The 16,607-nt window shown below is 68.1% G+C and carries 13 protein-coding genes; 9 read left to right on the plus strand and 4 right to left on the minus strand.

The genetic code is table 11. The features are described from left to right. Positions 1-254: 254 nt before the first annotated feature. The 4 genes from rimP to infB all read left to right on the plus strand — a co-directional run bounded on the left by rimP (position 255) and on the right by infB (position 6,345). Complete coding sequence (gene rimP / locus Q8N19_RS16690) at positions 255-800, plus strand: ribosome maturation factor RimP (RefSeq protein WP_305592645.1); 546 nt, start codon at positions 255-257, stop codon at positions 798-800. A gap of 4 nt (positions 801-804) precedes the next feature. Next, positions 805-2,559, plus strand: a complete 1,755-nt coding sequence (gene nusA, locus Q8N19_RS16695; protein ID WP_305592646.1) for a transcription termination factor NusA — start codon at positions 805-807, stop codon at positions 2,557-2,559. A gap of 84 nt (positions 2,560-2,643) precedes the next feature. Next, positions 2,644-3,255 carry an RNA-binding protein gene (locus Q8N19_RS16700; protein ID WP_305592673.1) on the plus strand — a complete coding sequence of 204 codons (612 nt, stop codon included), beginning with the start codon at positions 2,644-2,646 and terminating at the stop codon, positions 3,253-3,255. A gap of 93 nt (positions 3,256-3,348) precedes the next feature. Continuing rightward, positions 3,349-6,345 carry a translation initiation factor IF-2 gene (gene infB / locus Q8N19_RS16705; RefSeq protein ID WP_305592649.1) on the plus strand — a complete coding sequence of 999 codons (2,997 nt, stop codon included), beginning with the start codon at positions 3,349-3,351 and terminating at the stop codon, positions 6,343-6,345. Between the two features lie 80 nt (positions 6,346-6,425). On the opposite strand, the gene Q8N19_RS16710 is transcribed toward infB, so the two are convergent. Together Q8N19_RS16710 and Q8N19_RS16715 are read right to left on the minus strand one after the other, a co-directional pair. Further along, positions 6,426-7,154: an acyl-homoserine-lactone synthase gene (locus Q8N19_RS16710; RefSeq protein WP_305592675.1), complete on the minus strand. Its 729-nt coding sequence runs from the start codon at positions 7,152-7,154 to the stop codon at positions 6,426-6,428. A gap of 143 nt (positions 7,155-7,297) precedes the next feature. Continuing rightward, positions 7,298-9,352: an NAD(+) synthase gene (locus Q8N19_RS16715; protein WP_305592651.1), complete on the minus strand. Its 2,055-nt coding sequence runs from the start codon at positions 9,350-9,352 to the stop codon at positions 7,298-7,300. Between the two features lie 129 nt (positions 9,353-9,481). On the opposite strand from Q8N19_RS16715, the gene Q8N19_RS16720 reads away from it, so the two are divergent. Both Q8N19_RS16720 and Q8N19_RS16725 read left to right on the plus strand, forming a co-directional pair. Continuing rightward, the gene (locus Q8N19_RS16720) at positions 9,482-10,771 is read left to right on the plus strand and encodes a sodium:proton antiporter (RefSeq protein ID WP_305592653.1); all 1,290 of its coding nucleotides are present in this window, start codon (positions 9,482-9,484) and stop codon (positions 10,769-10,771) included. A gap of 118 nt (positions 10,772-10,889) precedes the next feature. Further along, positions 10,890-11,426: a hypothetical protein gene (locus Q8N19_RS16725; protein ID WP_305592655.1), complete on the plus strand. Its 537-nt coding sequence runs from the start codon at positions 10,890-10,892 to the stop codon at positions 11,424-11,426. Here Q8N19_RS16725 and Q8N19_RS16730 read toward each other — a convergent pair. Then, complete coding sequence (locus Q8N19_RS16730; RefSeq protein WP_305592657.1) at positions 11,423-13,282, minus strand: HAMP domain-containing methyl-accepting chemotaxis protein; 1,860 nt, start codon at positions 13,280-13,282, stop codon at positions 11,423-11,425. The genes Q8N19_RS16725 and Q8N19_RS16730 overlap by 4 nt on opposite strands. 293 nt (positions 13,283-13,575) lie before the next feature. On the opposite strand from Q8N19_RS16730, the gene Q8N19_RS16735 reads away from it, so the two are divergent. Both Q8N19_RS16735 and Q8N19_RS16740 read left to right on the plus strand, forming a co-directional pair. Then, the gene (locus tag Q8N19_RS16735) at positions 13,576-15,072 is read left to right on the plus strand and encodes a DUF6538 domain-containing protein (protein ID WP_371133888.1); all 1,497 of its coding nucleotides are present in this window, start codon (positions 13,576-13,578) and stop codon (positions 15,070-15,072) included. A gap of 107 nt (positions 15,073-15,179) precedes the next feature. Further along, complete coding sequence (locus tag Q8N19_RS16740) at positions 15,180-15,485, plus strand: hypothetical protein (protein ID WP_305592661.1); 306 nt, start codon at positions 15,180-15,182, stop codon at positions 15,483-15,485. A 57-nt stretch (positions 15,486-15,542) separates the two neighbouring features. On the opposite strand, the gene Q8N19_RS16745 is transcribed toward Q8N19_RS16740, so the two are convergent. Then, a complete protein-coding gene (locus tag Q8N19_RS16745) occupies positions 15,543-16,055 on the minus strand; it encodes a hypothetical protein (RefSeq protein WP_305592663.1) in 513 nt (170 codons plus the stop codon). A 205-nt stretch (positions 16,056-16,260) separates the two neighbouring features. Between Q8N19_RS16745 and Q8N19_RS16750 the strand changes: the two genes are divergently transcribed. Beyond that, positions 16,261-16,596, plus strand: coding sequence for a hypothetical protein (locus Q8N19_RS16750; protein ID WP_305592665.1), 336 nt, complete (start codon positions 16,261-16,263; stop codon positions 16,594-16,596). Positions 16,597-16,607 lie beyond the last annotated feature (11 nt).

Genomic DNA, 16,607 nt, shown 5'->3' on the forward strand with positions numbered 1-16,607 from the left:
CCCGCGGGGGAAACGGGTTTGGCGCCCGGGCCGCACGGCGTTCTGTCGATCCTCGCGGTCCAGGCGCCAGGCTGGGTGGGACAGGCGATCCGCCGACGGCGCATTCCCCAGCCGCCCCGCGACACAGGGAGGATGACAAGCCGCTCCCATAAGCCTATATTTGCCGCAACATCGTCCGATAGCGCTGGATAGCGCTTTCGAGCGGCGGGCTCCGGCCCAGCCGCTTTTTTCTTTGCCTGAGGACGGCTGGAGTGATGCGCGGCAAGACCGCAGAGGACCTGAGACTGCTGGAGCTGCTCGACCCCGTGGCCGAGGCGGCGGGCTATGAGATCGTGCGCCTGCGGCTGATGGGCGGCGCCGAACAGCGGCGGCTGCAGATCATGGCCGAAACCCCTGAGGGGGTCATGAATGTCGAGGACTGCGCGGTGCTGTCGCGGGCGATCTCCGAGATCATGGACGCCGCCGACCCGGTCTCGGGCGAATATGTGCTGGAAGTCTCTTCGCCCGGCATCGACCGGCCGCTGACCCGCCTCAAGGACTTCGACGTCTATGAGGGCCACGAGGCCAAGCTCGAGCTGGACCGCATGGCCGAGGGACGCAAGCGCTTCCGCGGCGTGCTGGCCGGCACCGACGAAGGCCAGGTCTGCATGGACCTGGACGGCGAGGAAGAGACCGTCCTTGTCCCCTTCGACTGGATCGTCGAGGCCAAGCTGGTCCTCAGCGACGAACTGATGAAACGGGGAGCCGAACAACGCGCCCAGCGCCTGGCCTCCGACCCTGCATCCCACCAAGAGGATTGAACCCATGAGCCTGACCGGCATCTCCGCCAACCGGCTGGAGCTTCTGCAGATCGCCGAGGCGGTGGCCCGCGAAAAGTCGATCGACAAAGAAATCGTCATCGAGGCGATCGAAGAGGCGATCCAGAAGGGCGCGCGGGCCCGCTACGGGGCCGAGCACGATATCCGGGTCAATATCGACCCGAAGACCGGCGAGACCCTGATCAAGCGCGTTGTGACCGTGGTCGCCGATGACGCCGCCTGGGATGAGGAAGCCGGCGAAGAGGCGCCTCCCGGGGTGATGCGGCTGGCCGAGGCCAAGCGCAACGATCCTAAGGCCTATGTGGGCCAGGTCTTCGAAGAAATCCTGCCGCCCTTCGAGTTTGGCCGGGTGCAGACCCAGATGGCTCGCCAGGTGGTGACCGGCAAGGTCCGTGAGGCCGAGCGCGAGCGCCAGTACGAAGAGTTCAAGGACCGGGTCGGCGAGATCATCAGCGGCGCGGTCAAGCGGGTCGAGTACGGCAATGTGGTCGTCGATCTGGGCCGCGGCGAAGGCATCATGCGCCGGGACCAGTCGATCCCTCGCGAGAACTTCAATATCGGCGACCGGGTCCGCTGCTACATCTATGACGTCCGCCGCGAGGCCAAGGGCCCGCAGATCCTGCTCTCCCGGGCGCACGGCGGCTTCATGGCCAAGCTGTTCGCCCAGGAAGTGCCCGAGGTCTATGACGGGGTGATCGAGATTCGCGCCGTGGCCCGCGATCCGGGCAGCCGCGCCAAGATGGCCGTGGTCTCCAACGACAGCTCCATCGATCCCGTCGGCGCCTGCGTCGGCATGCGCGGCAGCCGGGTCCAGGCCGTGGTCGCCGAGCTGCAGGGCGAGAAGATCGACATCATCCAGTGGAGCCCGGACGAGCCCACCTTCATCGTCAATGCGCTCGCGCCGGCCGAAGTGTCCAAGGTGGTGCTGGACGAGGAGGACGAGCGCGTCGAGGTGGTGGTGCCCGACGAGCAGCTGTCGCTGGCCATCGGCCGCCGCGGCCAGAACGTCCGCCTGGCCAGCCAGCTGACCGGCTGGCAGATCGACATCATGACCGAAAGCCAGGAGAGCGAGCGCCGCCAGCGCGAGTTCGCCGAGCGCACCGCCCTGTTCCAGGAAGCCCTGGACGTGGACGAGGTCATCGCCCAGCTGCTGGTCACCGAGGGCTTCGCCACCGTCGAGGACGTGGCCTATGTGGAGACCGCCGAGGTGGCCTCCATCGAGGGTTTCGACGAGGACACCGCCGAAGAGATTCAGGCCCGCGCCCGGGACTTCCTGGACCGCGAAGCCGCCGAATACGACGCCAAGCGCAAGGCGCTGGGCGTGGAGGACGGCCTGCTGGAGATCACCGGCGTCACCCTGCCCATCGCCGTGGCCCTGGGCGAGGGCGAGGTGAAGACCGTCGAGGATCTCGCCGACCTGACGCCCGACGACCTGCGCGGCTGGTACGAGAACCGCAATGGCGAGCGGGTGCGCGAGAACGGCATCCTCGAGAGCTTCGGCCTGGAGCCCGCCGACGCCGAGGCCCTGATCGTCCGGGCCCGGGTGGCCATGGGCTGGATCGAGGCGCCGCCAGAGCCGGAACCCGATCTGGAGGATCTGGCCGCCGAGCTCACCGAGGAAGAAATGGTGTTCGGCCGCGCCGGCGCCGCCAGCCCGGCGGCCGCCGAGGCCGAGGTCGAAGGTGAAGCTGAAGTTGAAGCCGACGCCCCGGCCCCGGCCGAGGACGCGGACGAGAACTAGCGCCCCGTGACCGAGCCCGATCCGAACGCGCAAGACCCGGAGCCCCAGGATTCCGCCGTCTCGTCGCGGGTCGGGCCGGCCACCCTGGCGGAGGCCGCCCGCGCCCGCCGCGACGTGGTCACCGGGGAGACCCGCGAGGAATCCGAGCTGATCCGGTTCGTCATCGCCCCCGACGGGACGGTGACGCCCGATCTGGGTCGAAAGCTGCCCGGCCGCGGCGTCTGGGTGGCCGCCGACCGGGCCTCAGTGGAGACCGCCGCGCGAAAGAACCTCTTCGCCCGGTCCGCCAAGACCAAGGCCAAGGCGCCCGCGGAGCTGGCCGACCAGGTCGAGGCGCTGCTTCGCCGCCGGGTTCTCGACGGCCTTGGCCTTGCGCGGCGCAGCGGGACGCTTATCTCAGGTTTTGAGAAGGTCTCGGCCGCCCTGACCTCGGGCCAGGCCGCCTGGCTGATCGAGGCCGCCGACGGCGCCGCCGATGGCCGCCGGAAGATTTTCGCCGCCCTGCGGCGCGCTCCACGCCCCGTTGGCCAGCTCGGCCTGTTCACCTCGGCGGAATTGGGTTTGGCCTTGGGCCTGGAGAATGTGATACACACCGCCTTCCTTGCGGGGCGTACCGCCGATCGCTGGGCGCTGGAAGTCCGGCGTCTGGCGGGGTTTCGCCCGCTCCTTCCAGAGAGTTGGCGCGAGGAGCCGTGACGAGGCGGGCGGAACTTTGCGGTTCCGCGCGTCATATCTGTTTGGACGATTAGAAGACGGCCGGCTCATCCGGCCGGCAAGTAAAGCGAGCGCATGAGCGACGACAAAGACAACGGCCGAGCCCCTGGCGGACGCCCGCCCCTGACCCTTAAGCCCCGCGGTGCGGGCTCGGTCAGCGCAGGGACGGTGAAGCAGAGCTTCAGCCATGGCCGCTCCAAGACAGTGGTCGTGGAGACCAAGCGTCCGCGCACGCACGTGCCGGCGCCGAGCAATCTTGCCGGCCCGTCCTCGTCCGAGCGGCGCGGTTCAGATTCCCGTCCTCAATCCCGCGCCTCGGGCGACACTTCGGGCCTGTCGGCCGAAGAGGTCCGCGCCCGCCAGGCCGCGATCGATCGCGCCCGCGAGCAGGCCGTCCTGGCCGCCCAGGCCAAGGCCCGCGAAGAGCGTGAACGCGCCGAGCGGGACGCCGCCGCCAAGGCGGCCGAAGCCGCGCAGGCCAAGGCCGCCCAGGCCGCTGAGGCCCAGAGCGAGCCGCCCAAGGTCGCTGAGGCCCCGACTCCGGCTCCGGCCGCCCAGGCGCCTGCGCCCACGCCCCCGGTCGCCAGGGCCGAGCCGCCCGCAGCGCCTGCGCCGACCGCGCCGGCCGCCGAATCCCGTCCGCGTCCCGCCGTCCAGGCCCCCCGCGGCGAGGCCTCGGCCCGCCCGCCGGCCGCCGCCGGCGGCGGACAGACCCGGTCCTACACCCCCTCGCCTGAGCGACGGGACGACCGCGCCAGCACCACCACCTATCGTCCGCCGCGGCCGCGGTTCGACGCCACCAGCTTCAACCAGCGCGCGCCGCGTCCCGACCGGGACGGTCCGCGCACCGAAGCCCCGGCCGCCGATCGCCCCCGCGAGGACCGCTCCACCCCCCGGGGCGAGCGTCCGGCCGCCCCTGGCGGCGATACGGTCCGCTATTCGGCCCTGACGCCTCGTCCTGCGCCGCCCCGTGACGGGGCCCGTGGGGCTGGCCGTCCGGTGGCGCCCGGCGCCCCGCCGGCCACGCCTGAGGTTCAGCGCGCCGCACGCCAAGCCCCGCGTCCCGGCGCCGCCAATCTCGACCGTCGCCCCGAAGAGGACGACGATCGCCGTGGCAAGCCCGCTGCGCCAGGCAAGGCCATCAGCCGCGGCAAGGGCGCGCCCCAGCGTCGCGAAGGCCGTCTCACCATCCAGGCCCTGGCGGCCGGGGATGAGGGTGCGGTCGAGCGCATGCGGTCCCTGGCCTCGGTTCGCCGGGCCCGGGAGCGTGAGCGCGAAAAGCGCAAGGGCGGCGGCCAGGAAGCGGCCCGCGTGGCCCGCGAGGTCGTCATTCCCGACGTGATCACGGTGGGCGAGCTCGCCAACCGCATGACCACCCGCGGCGTCGAGGTCATCAAGTTCCTGATGCGTCAGGGCGTGATGATGAAGATCAACGACGTCATCGACTCCGACACCGCCGAGCTGGTGGCCACCGAATTCGGCCATACGGTGAAGCGCGTTTCGGAATCCGACGTTGAGACCGGCTTCCTGTCGGCCGACACCGATGACGGCGACGCGCCCCTGCGCTCGCCGGTGGTGGCGGTCATGGGCCACGTCGACCACGGCAAGACCTCGCTGCTGGACGCCCTGCGTTCGGCCGACGTCGCGTCTGGCGAACATGGCGGCATCACCCAGCATATCGGCGCCTATCAGGTGCGGCTGGAGGATGGTCAGCGCGTGACCTTCCTGGACACGCCCGGCCACGCGGCCTTCTCGGCCATGCGCGCCCGCGGCGCCAATGTCACCGACATCGTCATCCTGGTGGTGGCGGCCGATGACGGCGTCATGCCGCAGACGATCGAAGCCATCCAGCACGCCAAGGCGTCCGGGGCCCCGATCATCGTGGCCATCAACAAGATCGACAAACCCGACGCCGATCCGACCCGGGTGATCAACGAGCTGCTGCAGCACGAGATCGTCGTCGAACGCCTGGGCGGCGAAACCCAGGTGGTCGAGGTCTCAGCCCTGGAGAAGCTCGGCCTGGACGATCTGCTCGAGGCCATCCTGGTGCAGTCCGAGGTCATGGACCTGCGGGCCGATCCCAACCGCACCGCCGAAGGTGTGGTCATCGAGGCCAAGCTCGATCGCGGGCGCGGCGCGGTGTCCACCGTTCTGGTCAAGCGCGGCAGCCTCAAGCGCGGCGACATCGTCGTGGCCGGCGCCAACTGGGGCCGGGTCCGCGCCCTGTTCAACGAGCGGGACGAACAGCTGGATAGCGCCGGTCCCTCGACTCCGGTCGAGGTGCTGGGCCTGGACGGCACGCCCGATCCCGGCGAGCCCCTGGCTGTGGTGGAGAACGAGGCCCGCGCTCGGGAGATCACCGAGTATCGTCAGCGGATGAAGCGCGAAAAGTCCGGTTCGCCGGTGGCTGGCGCGTCCCTGGCCGACATGATGGCAAAGCTCGCCGACAAGAAGGTCTCCGAGCTGCCGGTCATCGTGAAGGCCGACGTGCAAGGTTCCGCCGAAGCCATCGTCGGGGCCCTGGACAAGGTCTCCACCGACGAGGTGCGCGCGCGCATCATCCTGTCGGGCGCCGGCGCGATCAGCGAAAGCGACGTCATGCTGGCCAAGGGGGCGGGTTCGCCCATCCTCGGCTTCAATGTCCGCGCCTCGAAACAGGCCCGCGATCTCGCCGAGCGCGAGGGCGTGGAGATCCGCTACTATTCGATCATCTACGACCTGATCGACGACATCAAAGGCGTGCTCTCGGGCATGCTCACCCCGATCCAGCGGGAAACCTTCCTGGGCAACGCCGAGGTCCTTCAGGCCTTCGACATCACCAAGGTGGGCCGCGTCGCCGGTTGCCGCGTCACCGAAGGCGTGGTCCGCAAGGGCGCCCGCGTCCGGATCATCCGTCAGGATGTGGTGGTGCTGGAGCTGGGCGTCCTGCAGACGCTCAAGCGCTTCAAGGACGAGGTCAACGAGGTCCCCAACGGCCAGGAATGCGGTATGGCGTTCCAGGGCTTCCAGGACATCAAGGTCGGCGACACCATCGAGTGCTTCAACCTCGAAGAGGTCAAGCGCACCCTCTGACCGGTCTCCAGTTTTTGGGGACAGAACGGCAATCGGGCCGGAACGCCAGCGCGTTCCGGCCTTTTCGTTGGCTTAAGGCTTCAGTTCTCCTCATCGCCCGCCTGACGCAGGGCGGCGATCAGGGCGCGAAGCTGGACCGGCTCCAGCCGCCGGGCCGCCTCCAGCATCTCCTCCATCTCCAGGGGGGAGACGCCGCCGGGATCGGAAATGAGAGGCAGGCGAAGACGGCGCGCCTGCGCCTCCCCTTCCCGGGCGTGGAGCGCCGCCAGGGCCTGTGGTCCGACCTCGATCTCGAAGGCGAAGGCCAGGGCGCGGCCGAAAGGCTGGGTAGGCCCGAGCTTCCGGATCGGCAGGCCCGAGCGCATCAGGACCGCCTCGGCCAGCCCTTCGGCCAAGCCGACGATGCGGCGGATCCCGTGATCACAGGCCTCTTCCAGCAGCGCCAGACGCAGCTCGAAGGGGCGCACCCGCCCCGGGCGGCCTGGCCCCAGCGGCGGCAGCAGGAGCCGGCTCAGTTCCCACACGTCCGGGGCGTCAAGGTCGCGCGCCTCGGGCGCCAGAGCCGCCGCAGGCCCCGCCAGCAGGCTCCAGTCCCGGGTCGGTCGGACCCGCAGGCTGGCGCTCACCAGGCCGTCCGCCTCCAGGGCCAGCAGATAGAGGGCCTGATCGTCATCGCCGGCGTCCCGCTCGCCGGGCCGGGTCTCGTCGCCCAGGGGCCAGCCCAGGTGGTCGCGAAAATGGGCGGTCCGCCGGCCGAACATCTGGTCTAGTTCCCGGCGATACAGGGCCTGGGCCGCAAGGCTGACCACATGGATCAAGGCCGCCGCCCGGCCATCGGCCCGCCACGCCCAAAACTCACCAGCGACGTCGTTTCATCCCCGCCCACGGCCTATCGTTATGGTTGCCGCGGCCAGCTGTCCATACCGCATAGCGTGCACTCCGCCTCCTGACACTACGACAGGTCGGGCAGGCGCGCCTTCAACTCGTCGACCCAGACCCGGGCCGACCCATCGGACGGGGCGCGCCAGTCGCCGCGCGGCGACAGGTTGCCGCCTGAGACCACCTTGGGTCCATTGGGCATGGCTGAGCGCTTGAACTGGCTGAAACCGAAGAACCGCTGCAGGAACACCTCGAGCCAGCGGCCCACAGTCTCCAGATCGTACTGGTTGCGGGCCTCTGCGGGGAAGTGGGGCGGCCAGGCGCCGGACGCCGCATCCCGCCAGGCGTGCCAGGCCAGGAAGGCCACCTTCGACGGACGAAGCCCGAAGCGGGTGATGTAATAAAGGTGGAAGTCCTGCAGCTCATAGGGGCCGACGATGGCCTGGGTGGACTGGATGGCGCCTTGCGCATCGGCCGGCACCAGCTCCGGCGAGATCTCGGTGTCGAGCACAGACAGCAGGATCTGGTTGGTGTCGGCCTCGAACTGACCATGGGCGGCGACCCAGCGGATCAGGTGCTGGATGAGCGTCTTGGCCACCGAGCCGTTGACATTGTAGTGGCTCATCTGGTCGCCGACGCCATAGGTGCACCAGCCGAGCGCCAGCTCCGACAGGTCGCCGGTGCCGAGCACGATCGCTCCGCGCTGATTGGCCGCCCGGAACAGATAGTCGGTGCGCAGGCCCGCCTGCACATTCTCGAAGGTCACGTCATAGACCGGCTCGCCATCGGCGAAGGGATGCCCCAGATCGCTCAGCATCTGGCGGGCGGCAGGCGTGATGTCGATCTCCTCGGCCGCGGCCCCAATGGCCCGCATCAGGGCCCAGGCGTTGGACTTGGTGGAGTCCGAGGTGGCGAAGCCTGGCAGGGTGAAGGCCAGGATATTGGCCCGGGGCAGGGAAAGCAGATCGCAGGCCTTGGCCGCCACGATCAGGGCGTGGGTCGAATCGAGGCCCCCGGAGACGCCGATGACGATCTTCTCGGTGCGACTGGCCTTCAGGCGCTGGGCCAGCCCCTCCACCTGGATGTTGAAGGCCTCATAGCAGTCCTGGTCCAGACGGGCCGGGTCGTCGGGCACGAAGGGAAACCGGTCCAGGCGGCGCATCAGGCCCCGGTCGGCGAAGTCGGGCTGATGGGCGAAACCCACCCGCCGAAAGTCGTACTCCGGGTGGCCCTCGGCTATGGCGGCGTCATTGAAGGTCGGCGTACGCATCCGCTCCAGGCGCAGACGCTCGACATCCACATCGGCCAGGGTCAGGCCGCCCTCGCGGACAAACCGGGCGCTCTGGGCCAGGAGCACGCCCAGCTCATAAATGTCGCCCTGACCGTCCCAGGCCAGATCGGTGGTGCTCTCCCCGGGCCCGGCGGCCGCATAGAGATAGGCCCCCTGGCAGCGCACCGACTGGGAGGCGCACAGCATCGCCCGGTCCTGGGCCTTGCCCACCACCACATTGGAGGCCGACAGATTGGCCAGGATCAGGGCGCCGGCCAGGGCGCCGCGGGTCGAGGGCGGCGTCGGCGCCCAAAAATCCTCGCAGACCTCCAGGTGGAAGACGAAGTCCGCCAGATCCTCGGCGGCGAACACCAGATCGACGCCAAATGGGACCGTCTGACCGGCCAGGGTCACCTCCAGATCGGTCAGCCCTGCGCCCGGGGCGAACCACCGCTTCTCGTAATATTCCCGATAGTTGGGCAGGAAGGACTTGGGAACGACCCCCAGGATGCGCCCGCGAGAGATGGCCAGGGCGCAGTTGTAGAGCCGGCCGTTGCGCCGCACCGGCGCGCCGATGGCCAGGACCGGGCTCAGCGCCTTGCTGGCCTCGCAAATCTGCGCCACCGCCGCCTCGACAGCGTCCAGCAGGGCGTCCTGCAGATGCAGGTCATCGATCGCGTAGGCCGAGACGCACAGCTCAGGAAAGACGATCAGGTCGGCGCCCTGCTCATGGCCCCGTCGCGCCAGTTCCAGGATCGACTGGGCGTTGGCCGCCGGATCGCCCACGGCCACCCTCGGCGTCGCCACCGCGCAGCGCACGAACCCCTGGGCCTGACTGGAATAGAACCGATGCGCCATGCCGTCCCTCGACCTCTGAACCGCCCCTGATTGCCATAGATGGAGACGCGGGGCGAGGTCGCCCAAGCTTGACCGGATACGAACGCGGCGCCGGGCGTTTCATCGTCCCGCCGCTCAAGGATGACGCCCGTGACCCTGGACCCCTATCTGCTGTTTCTGTTCGGGCTGGGCGGGATCATCCTGCTGGTGGCGTGGCTGCCCCTGGCGCTGAAACGGCTGCCGCTGAGCCTGGCCATTGTCTGCGTGCTGATTGGCGTCGCGGTTTTCAGCCTTGGGGGCCTCAACTTCGACCCCGATCCGCGGACCTATGACACCCTGACCGAGCGCCTGACGGAAATGGTGGTCATCATCGCCCTCATGGGGGCCGGGGTGAAGATCGACCGGCCCATGGGGTGGCGACGGTGGGGGTCGGCCTGGAGACTGCTGGGGATCGCCATGCCGCTGACGATCCTGGCCATCGCCATTCTCGGGGTCCAGGCCTTGGGCCTGTCGCTCGCCATGTCCCTGCTTCTGGCCGCAGCGCTCGCCCCGACCGATCCCGTCCTGGCGGCGGATGTCCAGGTCGGCCCTCCAGGCTCCGGCGAGGAGGGGGAGGTCCGCTTCGCTCTGACCTCTGAAGCGGGTTTCAATGACGGCCTGGCCTTTCCCTTTGTCCACCTGGCCCTGGTCTTCGCCGCGGCCGCTGCGGCCGCGGGCGATCCCATGGCCTGGCCGAGCTCCCAGGACTGGCTCCACTGGGGGGCGATGGACTTGGTCTGGCGCATCGGCGCGGGCCTCGTCATGGGCTGGCTTCTGGGCCGCGCCATGGGATGGATCGCCTTCGACATTCCTCATGTCCGTCTGTCGGCCACCGGCGATGGTCTGATGGCCCTGGGCGCCACCTTCGTCGTCTATTCGGCGACGGAGTTCGTCCAGGGCTACGGCTTTCTGGCCGTGTTCATCGCCGCCCTGACGCTGCGGTCTCGGGAGCGGAACCACAGCTATCACCGCGCCCTGCATGACTTCGCCGAACAGGTGGAGCGGCTGCTGATCATGCTGGTCCTGGTGCTGTTCGGCGGCGCCATCGCCGCGGGTCTGCTCTCAAGTCTGACCTGGAGCGACCTGGCCGTCTGCGCGGTCATCCTGTTGGTGATCCGACCCCTCGCCGGACGGGTCTCCATGTGGGGCTCAGACCTGACCCGACGCGAAAAATGGCTGTCGGCGAGCCTCGGCATCCGGGGGATCGGCTCATTCTTCTACATCGCCTATGGCCTCAACCACGGGGACTTCGGATCCTCCGAGCGGCTGTGGGCGATCACCGGGGCGGTGGTCCTGATGTCGGTCATCCTGCATGGCGTCGCCGCAACGCCCCTGATGGCGTGGATCGAACGCCCCGATCGGGGCGTCCGTCAGGAGGGCGAGACCGATGTTGTGACCTGAGGGCTACCCAAGATCGTAAGGCGCTGGCTCGCACTCACCGACGATCGGCGCCATATGCCGCGATGGCGGGCGTTCGGCGAATAGCGTTTCGGGAAGGCCGCCAGGGAGACCAAGACCCTTGGATCAGACGAGCCTTTCCACCGGTTCCGACGCCGCTGATCTTCACGACCTCGCCCTGCAGCGCTACGCGATGCGGCTGGGGTCGGACTATTTCATCAATATGGCCGGCGCCCTGGGGGACCTGTTCGACGGCAACCTGCTGACCGGCCTCGTCTTCCTGACCATCGCCCAGGGGTCGGTCCAGCACCTGAACCGCCCCGCCCAGTTCAACGCCATGGCCGTGGACGGCGTCTTCCCCGACGAGCTGCGCCGGCCGGTCAGCGTGCTGGGGGTCTCGCAGTTTCTCGGCCTGCCCTATGAGACGGCGCGCCGCCACACCGGGCGGCTGGAAAAGATGGGCTTCTGCCAGAAGGTCGGCGGCAAGGGCGTGGTCATCCCCGCCGAAATCCTGCGCGGGCCTGCGGTCCAGGCCCTGGTGCGGGCCAATTACGGCCATCTGCGCACCCTGCTGCAGGGTCTGCGCCGCGGCGGCGAGGGCCTGCTGCCGCCCCAGGACCCCCGCTGGACGCGGCCCGGCGATCTGGGGCCGATCTAGAAGCGTCCGCCCATGGCCGCGGCCGCCACCCGCTGACGCAGGGCCAGGGCCGGAGACGCCGCCTGTGCCGCGGCCGCCACCGTCTCCACCCGGAATTTCGCCACCAGCGCCAGCAGGTCGGACGTCTCGCCCTTGAGGGTCTGGGTCGCCGCGGTCGACTCTTCCACCATGGCCGCGTTCTGCTGCACCACCCGATCCATCTGGTTCACCGCCACATTCACCTGGGCAAGCCCTGTGGCCTGCTCCTGGGCGCTGTGGGCGATGTCCGCCATCACCGAATCTATCTCCTCGACCCGTTGCATGATGGCGTGAAGGGCGTGCCCGGTCTGCCCAACGAGCTCCACCCCCTGCGCCACTTGCTCAGTGGAGGCGCTGATGAGAGCTTTGATCTCTTTCGCCGCCTCAGCCGAGCGCTGGGCCAGAGCCCTGACTTCGGAGGCGACCACCGCAAAGCCCCGGCCGGCGTCGCCGGCGCGGGCGGCCTCAACCCCGGCGTTCAGGGCCAACAGGTTTGTCTGGAAGGCGATCTCGTCGATCACCCCGATGATCTGGCCGATCTGGGTGGAGGACTGCTCGATCTGTCCCATAGCCGAGACCGCCCGGCCCACGACGGCGCCAGACTCCTGGGACTCCCGTTTGGCGTCGGCGATCGCGGAGTTCGCCCGACGCGCGCCCTCAGCAGTCTGACGGACCGTGGCGGTGATCTGGTCCAGCGCGGCCGCCGTCTCCTCCAGCCCCGCCGCCTGTTGTTCGGTGCGACGGGAGAGATCGTCAGAGGCCTGGGCGATCTCATCCACGCCGCCGCCAATGCCACGGGCGGCGGCGGCCACTGCGCTTATGGCCCTGCTCAGGGTGGTCACCGAGGCGTTGAAGTCGTCCCGCAGACGATCATATTCCGCGGCGAACGGGCTGTTGATATGTACAGCAAGGTCTCCGGCGGCAAGACGCTTCAACCCTGCTCCAAGGGCCTCGACCACCTCCGCCAGCCGGGCGGCCGCTTCAGCACGTTCGGCCTCACTGCGCTGCAGGTCGGCCAGGCGCGCGGTCTCGGCGGCGGCGGCCTCACCCTCCAGGCGGAGCCGCTCGATGGCGTTGGACTTGAATTGACCCACAGCCTGCGCCATCGCCCCGATCTCGTCGGCCCGGTTCTGGCCCGGGGCGTCGACCTCATGATCGCCTTCAGCAAGTCGCCGCATAGCGTGGACCATGCCGCCCAGGGGACGCGTGACGCCGAAGATCGTGATGTAGAGGGACATGATCAGCCCCATCACGCCGCCGAGACCGGCCACGCCGATGAGCATCAGGTAACGGTTTGAGGCTTCGTGCGCCGCGCGGCCCTCTTCGAGCGACACCTTGATCTGCAGGGAGGTCAGGTCGCTGATGGCGCCGCTCACCCGGTCGATCGGGACATAGAGGCTGTTGGCGGTAAACGCCTCAAGGGCAGCCTGATCGCGGCGCGTCATGATCGCCTCCAGGGCGTCGAGCACCGCATGAGCGTCGCTCATCGCCGCCTCGGCCCTGTCCTTCAGGACGACCTCGTCGGCCGTCATGGTCGTGGCGCTGTAGGCCGCCCACTCCTTTTTGATAGTCGCGCGGGCCTCGACGATGCCCTGCGCGCCTTCTTCCCAGCTGAGCTGTCCGGTCTGCACCTTCCAGCCGGCGTCGACCACGGCGACAGCGAAGGCGTCGGCCACCGCCTTCAGCTGCGCCATGGGCACGACCCGATCGGCGATCACCCGGTCTATGCGGGCGTCCCCGCTCCGCAGGCCGATGAAGGCGACGACCCCCATGATGACAAGGCCGATAGCCAGGATAGAGATGACCGCCAGGAGCTTGGCGCGGATCGAACGGAGCATGCGACGATGTGTCCCAGATGTGAGACCCGCATGACGCGTTCAACCTCTTAACGAGAGATGCCGTTCACCATGGCTCGCCCACGCTTCACCGAACGTCGTTACTCGATCTGGGTATCTTAGCTGACAGGCCGCAACCCTACCGCGTTCCCAAATGGCGTCGCGGGGAAGGGTGGTGCCGCCTAGGTGAGGCGGTCGGCGAGCACCCCAAGGCCCAAAACCTGTTGTGTTTCCACGGCTTTCAACTGTAAGTGACACCCACTATCCCCGAAAAGTGTCACCCAGCAGTTCCAGTCGTGTCCCGCGTAAACCCTCCCTATCTCTGGCGTCACCCCAGATCGACCGTCTATCAGGCGCGCGTCCGCGTCCCGCCTGGAGCCGGCCTCCGCAGCAGCCACATCGTCCGCAGTCTCAAGACACGAGATCGCGCGGAAGCCATTCGCAGGCTCCCGGTAGTGGTCGCGGAGATCAGGCTAGAGATCGAGACTGCCCGCCGCTCCGGCCCGACGAAGCCGCAGAAGCCCGCCCTCTCGAAGGAAGCCGAGCGCGAGCTGCAGGCCGCTCTGTGGTGGCGACAGCGGATCATCAAGTCAGGCGGCGACCCAGATCGCGAGAACGTCCCCGACGAGCTGTGGCCTGAGTGGGATCGCGAGCTGGAGACCCGTTACGGCGAACCCGTGGACGACGACATCGCCCCGAACGGCGAGCTCGTGCCCGTCTACGATCCTGCGCGGGAGCGCCGAGGAAACAACTTCCGGGCCTGGGTGCGCGGGGCGCTGCCGATCAGCAGCAGCCTGGACCGCTACCTCGCCGAGGAGGACTTCGGCGACAGCTATCGCTCCCGGGTGAAGCTGGCGACATCGAGGGCCGCGAAGTGGATGCGGAACCGCCCGGAGGGTGACAACGTCCGCGCAATCACGACCCCTATCGCTGCCGAGTATGTGGATGCCCTGGCGAGCGGGGATATCACGGTAGAAACGGTCAACAGTCACGTCTCGGCACTCCACGCCTACTGGAAATGGATGATCAGGCGCGGCCTTGCCGACCAGAACCCCTGGCGCGACCAGCAGCGCAGCGTGAAGCGAGGCGAGAAGAACGCCCGCAAGCGGCCCTTCACCGATGAAGAGGTCGTCAAGCTCCTCAAGGGGGAAACCTACCGGACCCTTCACGACCTTATGCGCCTCGCGATCCTGTCCGGCATGCGGCAGGATGAGATCGCCAGCCTGCGGGTCCGCAGCGTGGACCTCCTGTTCTTCACTATCGAGGATGCAAAAACCGCCGCAGGTGTCCGCAAGGTGCCCGTTCACCCCCTGCTGAAGCCGCTCGTCGAGCGCCGCCTCGCCGGCAAAGCGCCAGATGACTTCCTGATCGAGGAGTTGAAGGCCCCGCCGAGCCGCGAGAGCCGGCGTGGCGCGAAGGCTGGCGAGAGGTTCACGGCCTACCAGCGCGACATAGGGGTCTATGATCGCCTGGAGGGCCGCCGACAGGCCAACGCTGACTTTCACAGCTTCCGCCGCTGGTTCATCACCAAACTGGAACAAGCGGGTGTTGCCCCGCAGATCATCGCCGCCATTGTCGGCCACGAAGAGGGCCGCGACTTCCTGGCGCTCGTTCGCTACAGCGGCGGCCCTTCCGAAACACAGCTCCACGAAGCCGTCGAGCGGGTGCTTCTCCCCAGCGGCGCGCTTCCCAACAGTCCGGACGGCCCCCTCATGGGGACTGGGTCGCGCGTTTCCGTTAAGCGCGGCGCTGTGGCGACCCACCAAACAACTGGTCACCGGCGCGAGGAATGAGGCCCAGGTCGCTCGCGAACTGGATTGCGCCTTGAACCAAGCCGCGCTTGCAGAGAGTGTGAGAGGTGTTGCCAAGAAGTGGCCGCCAGCTAAAGGCCCCAACGACGATGTTTGAGCAGCTGTTCTACGACCCCAAGGCCCGCGCCGACGCACGAGAAGGGCTCGCCGAAATGGGGCGAGGCATCGTCTCGCTCCTAAAGTGGGCGGCCATCATCGGCCTGGGCCTCATCATTCTCGCGATCTTTGTAATCGGTGCGATGATCTCCACCGATTTGGCAAAGGGTCACGAGACGACCATTCGGTGGGCTGTTGCTAGCGGAATGGGTGCCTACGGGCTGTGGCTGCTAGCCAAAATCCATGACCAGCTTGCAAAGCTCGTGACCATCCTGAAGGCCCCATCCCCAAAGCCGTAGTTTGTAAGGCATGTAGTTGCCGTAGATGCGGGTGCGCGTGTCGCCGCCCAAACCGGATCAAGGTTCTAGACCGATCCTAATGTGCGGCGCGAAGACATCTGGCAGTTCACGCAGCAGGGTGGCGATCTCAGCGAAGAGGTCGCCCTCCTTTTCCAGCGTGTCGCCAAACTCTTCACCACGGCGCTCTCTTCGTTCCACTGACGCGTGAGCCCGCTGATAGACATCCAGCCGCCGGTCGATGTCGCGCACATGCTCGTAAAGTGCCTCCGGAAAGAGGAATCGGCACCGCTCTACGGCCCTTGCGAAAGCTGCGTTCTGCTCGGCATCGGGCCGTGCTGAGTGCGCCACCACCCAGCTCAGGTGGCTCCGGACATCGTAGTAGGCCGCTGATCTCAACTCGAAGAGCTTAGCGATCAGGTCATAGCGCTGCACGGCGGCCTGTGAGGCGAGGATGGCCGTTTGTCGCCGTCCCACCCAGGCCGCCGCCGTCACAGCCGCCAGCCCCGTTACGAGCGTCGCCAAGGCCTCCCAGCTAAAGCTGGCTAGGTCTATGGGCGGAAAATTGATCATGCCCCACCTCTCGCCACCATGGTCGGCTGAGAGCGCCCGCGGTTAACCCCCGCGGCCGCCAAACGCACGCCGCTGAGGCCGCGCAGCGTCGATCCAGCTTGCCGCGACCGTCAGCGGCTCCCGCAAAACCTAACGAGGAAGCGCTGTCTAAGCCACCGCGCCCTCATCTCCCGACACCTTTTGCCACCTATCCCCAGGACAACCCATGACACCAAACACCATTGTTTTGGAGCTGAATGCTCGGAAGACTGCAGCGACACCGCCAGCGGTTCGCGCCCAGACCAACAAGCCTCAGCCGCAGGCGCTAGCGCGCGTCGTCGAGAAGGACTTCGTCCAGGCCGTCGCCGCGTGGCTTGAGGGCCGAGACTGGCCTTACGACGCCGCTTCGTTCCGCCCCTACCACGGCATCAACGTACGCGTCCGGTTATGGCCCGTCCTTCGCGCTATGATGGATCTCGGCTTTGGCTATGCGGCCGCCTGGTCGACGTTGGTGGGCTGCCAGTTCCACGGCAAGAGCTCGTCGATCCGGCTGGCGGGATGATCGCCGATACG

It is taken from the genome of Phenylobacterium sp., assembly GCF_030693405.1.
Lineage (GTDB): Bacteria > Pseudomonadota > Alphaproteobacteria > Caulobacterales > Caulobacteraceae > Phenylobacterium.

What these genes read in the sequence shown, in the direction of transcription:
- Q8N19_RS16730 (WP_305592657.1), bottom strand. Translation starts at nt 13,282, where the DNA reads ATGCTCCGTTCGATCCGCGCCAAGCTCCTGGCGGTCATCTCTATCCTG.
- Q8N19_RS16745 (WP_305592663.1), bottom strand. Translation starts at nt 16,055, where the DNA reads ATGATCAATTTTCCGCCCATAGACCTAGCCAGCTTTAGCTGGGAGGCC.
- Q8N19_RS16740 (WP_305592661.1), top strand. Translation starts at nt 15,180, where the DNA reads ATGTTTGAGCAGCTGTTCTACGACCCCAAGGCCCGCGCCGACGCACGA.
- nusA (WP_305592646.1), top strand. Translation starts at nt 805, where the DNA reads ATGAGCCTGACCGGCATCTCCGCCAACCGGCTGGAGCTTCTGCAGATC.
- infB (WP_305592649.1), top strand. Translation starts at nt 3,349, where the DNA reads ATGAGCGACGACAAAGACAACGGCCGAGCCCCTGGCGGACGCCCGCCC.
- Q8N19_RS16715 (WP_305592651.1), bottom strand. Translation starts at nt 9,352, where the DNA reads ATGGCGCATCGGTTCTATTCCAGTCAGGCCCAGGGGTTCGTGCGCTGC.
- rimP (WP_305592645.1), top strand. Translation starts at nt 255, where the DNA reads ATGCGCGGCAAGACCGCAGAGGACCTGAGACTGCTGGAGCTGCTCGAC.
- Q8N19_RS16750 (WP_305592665.1), top strand. Translation starts at nt 16,261, where the DNA reads ATGACACCAAACACCATTGTTTTGGAGCTGAATGCTCGGAAGACTGCA.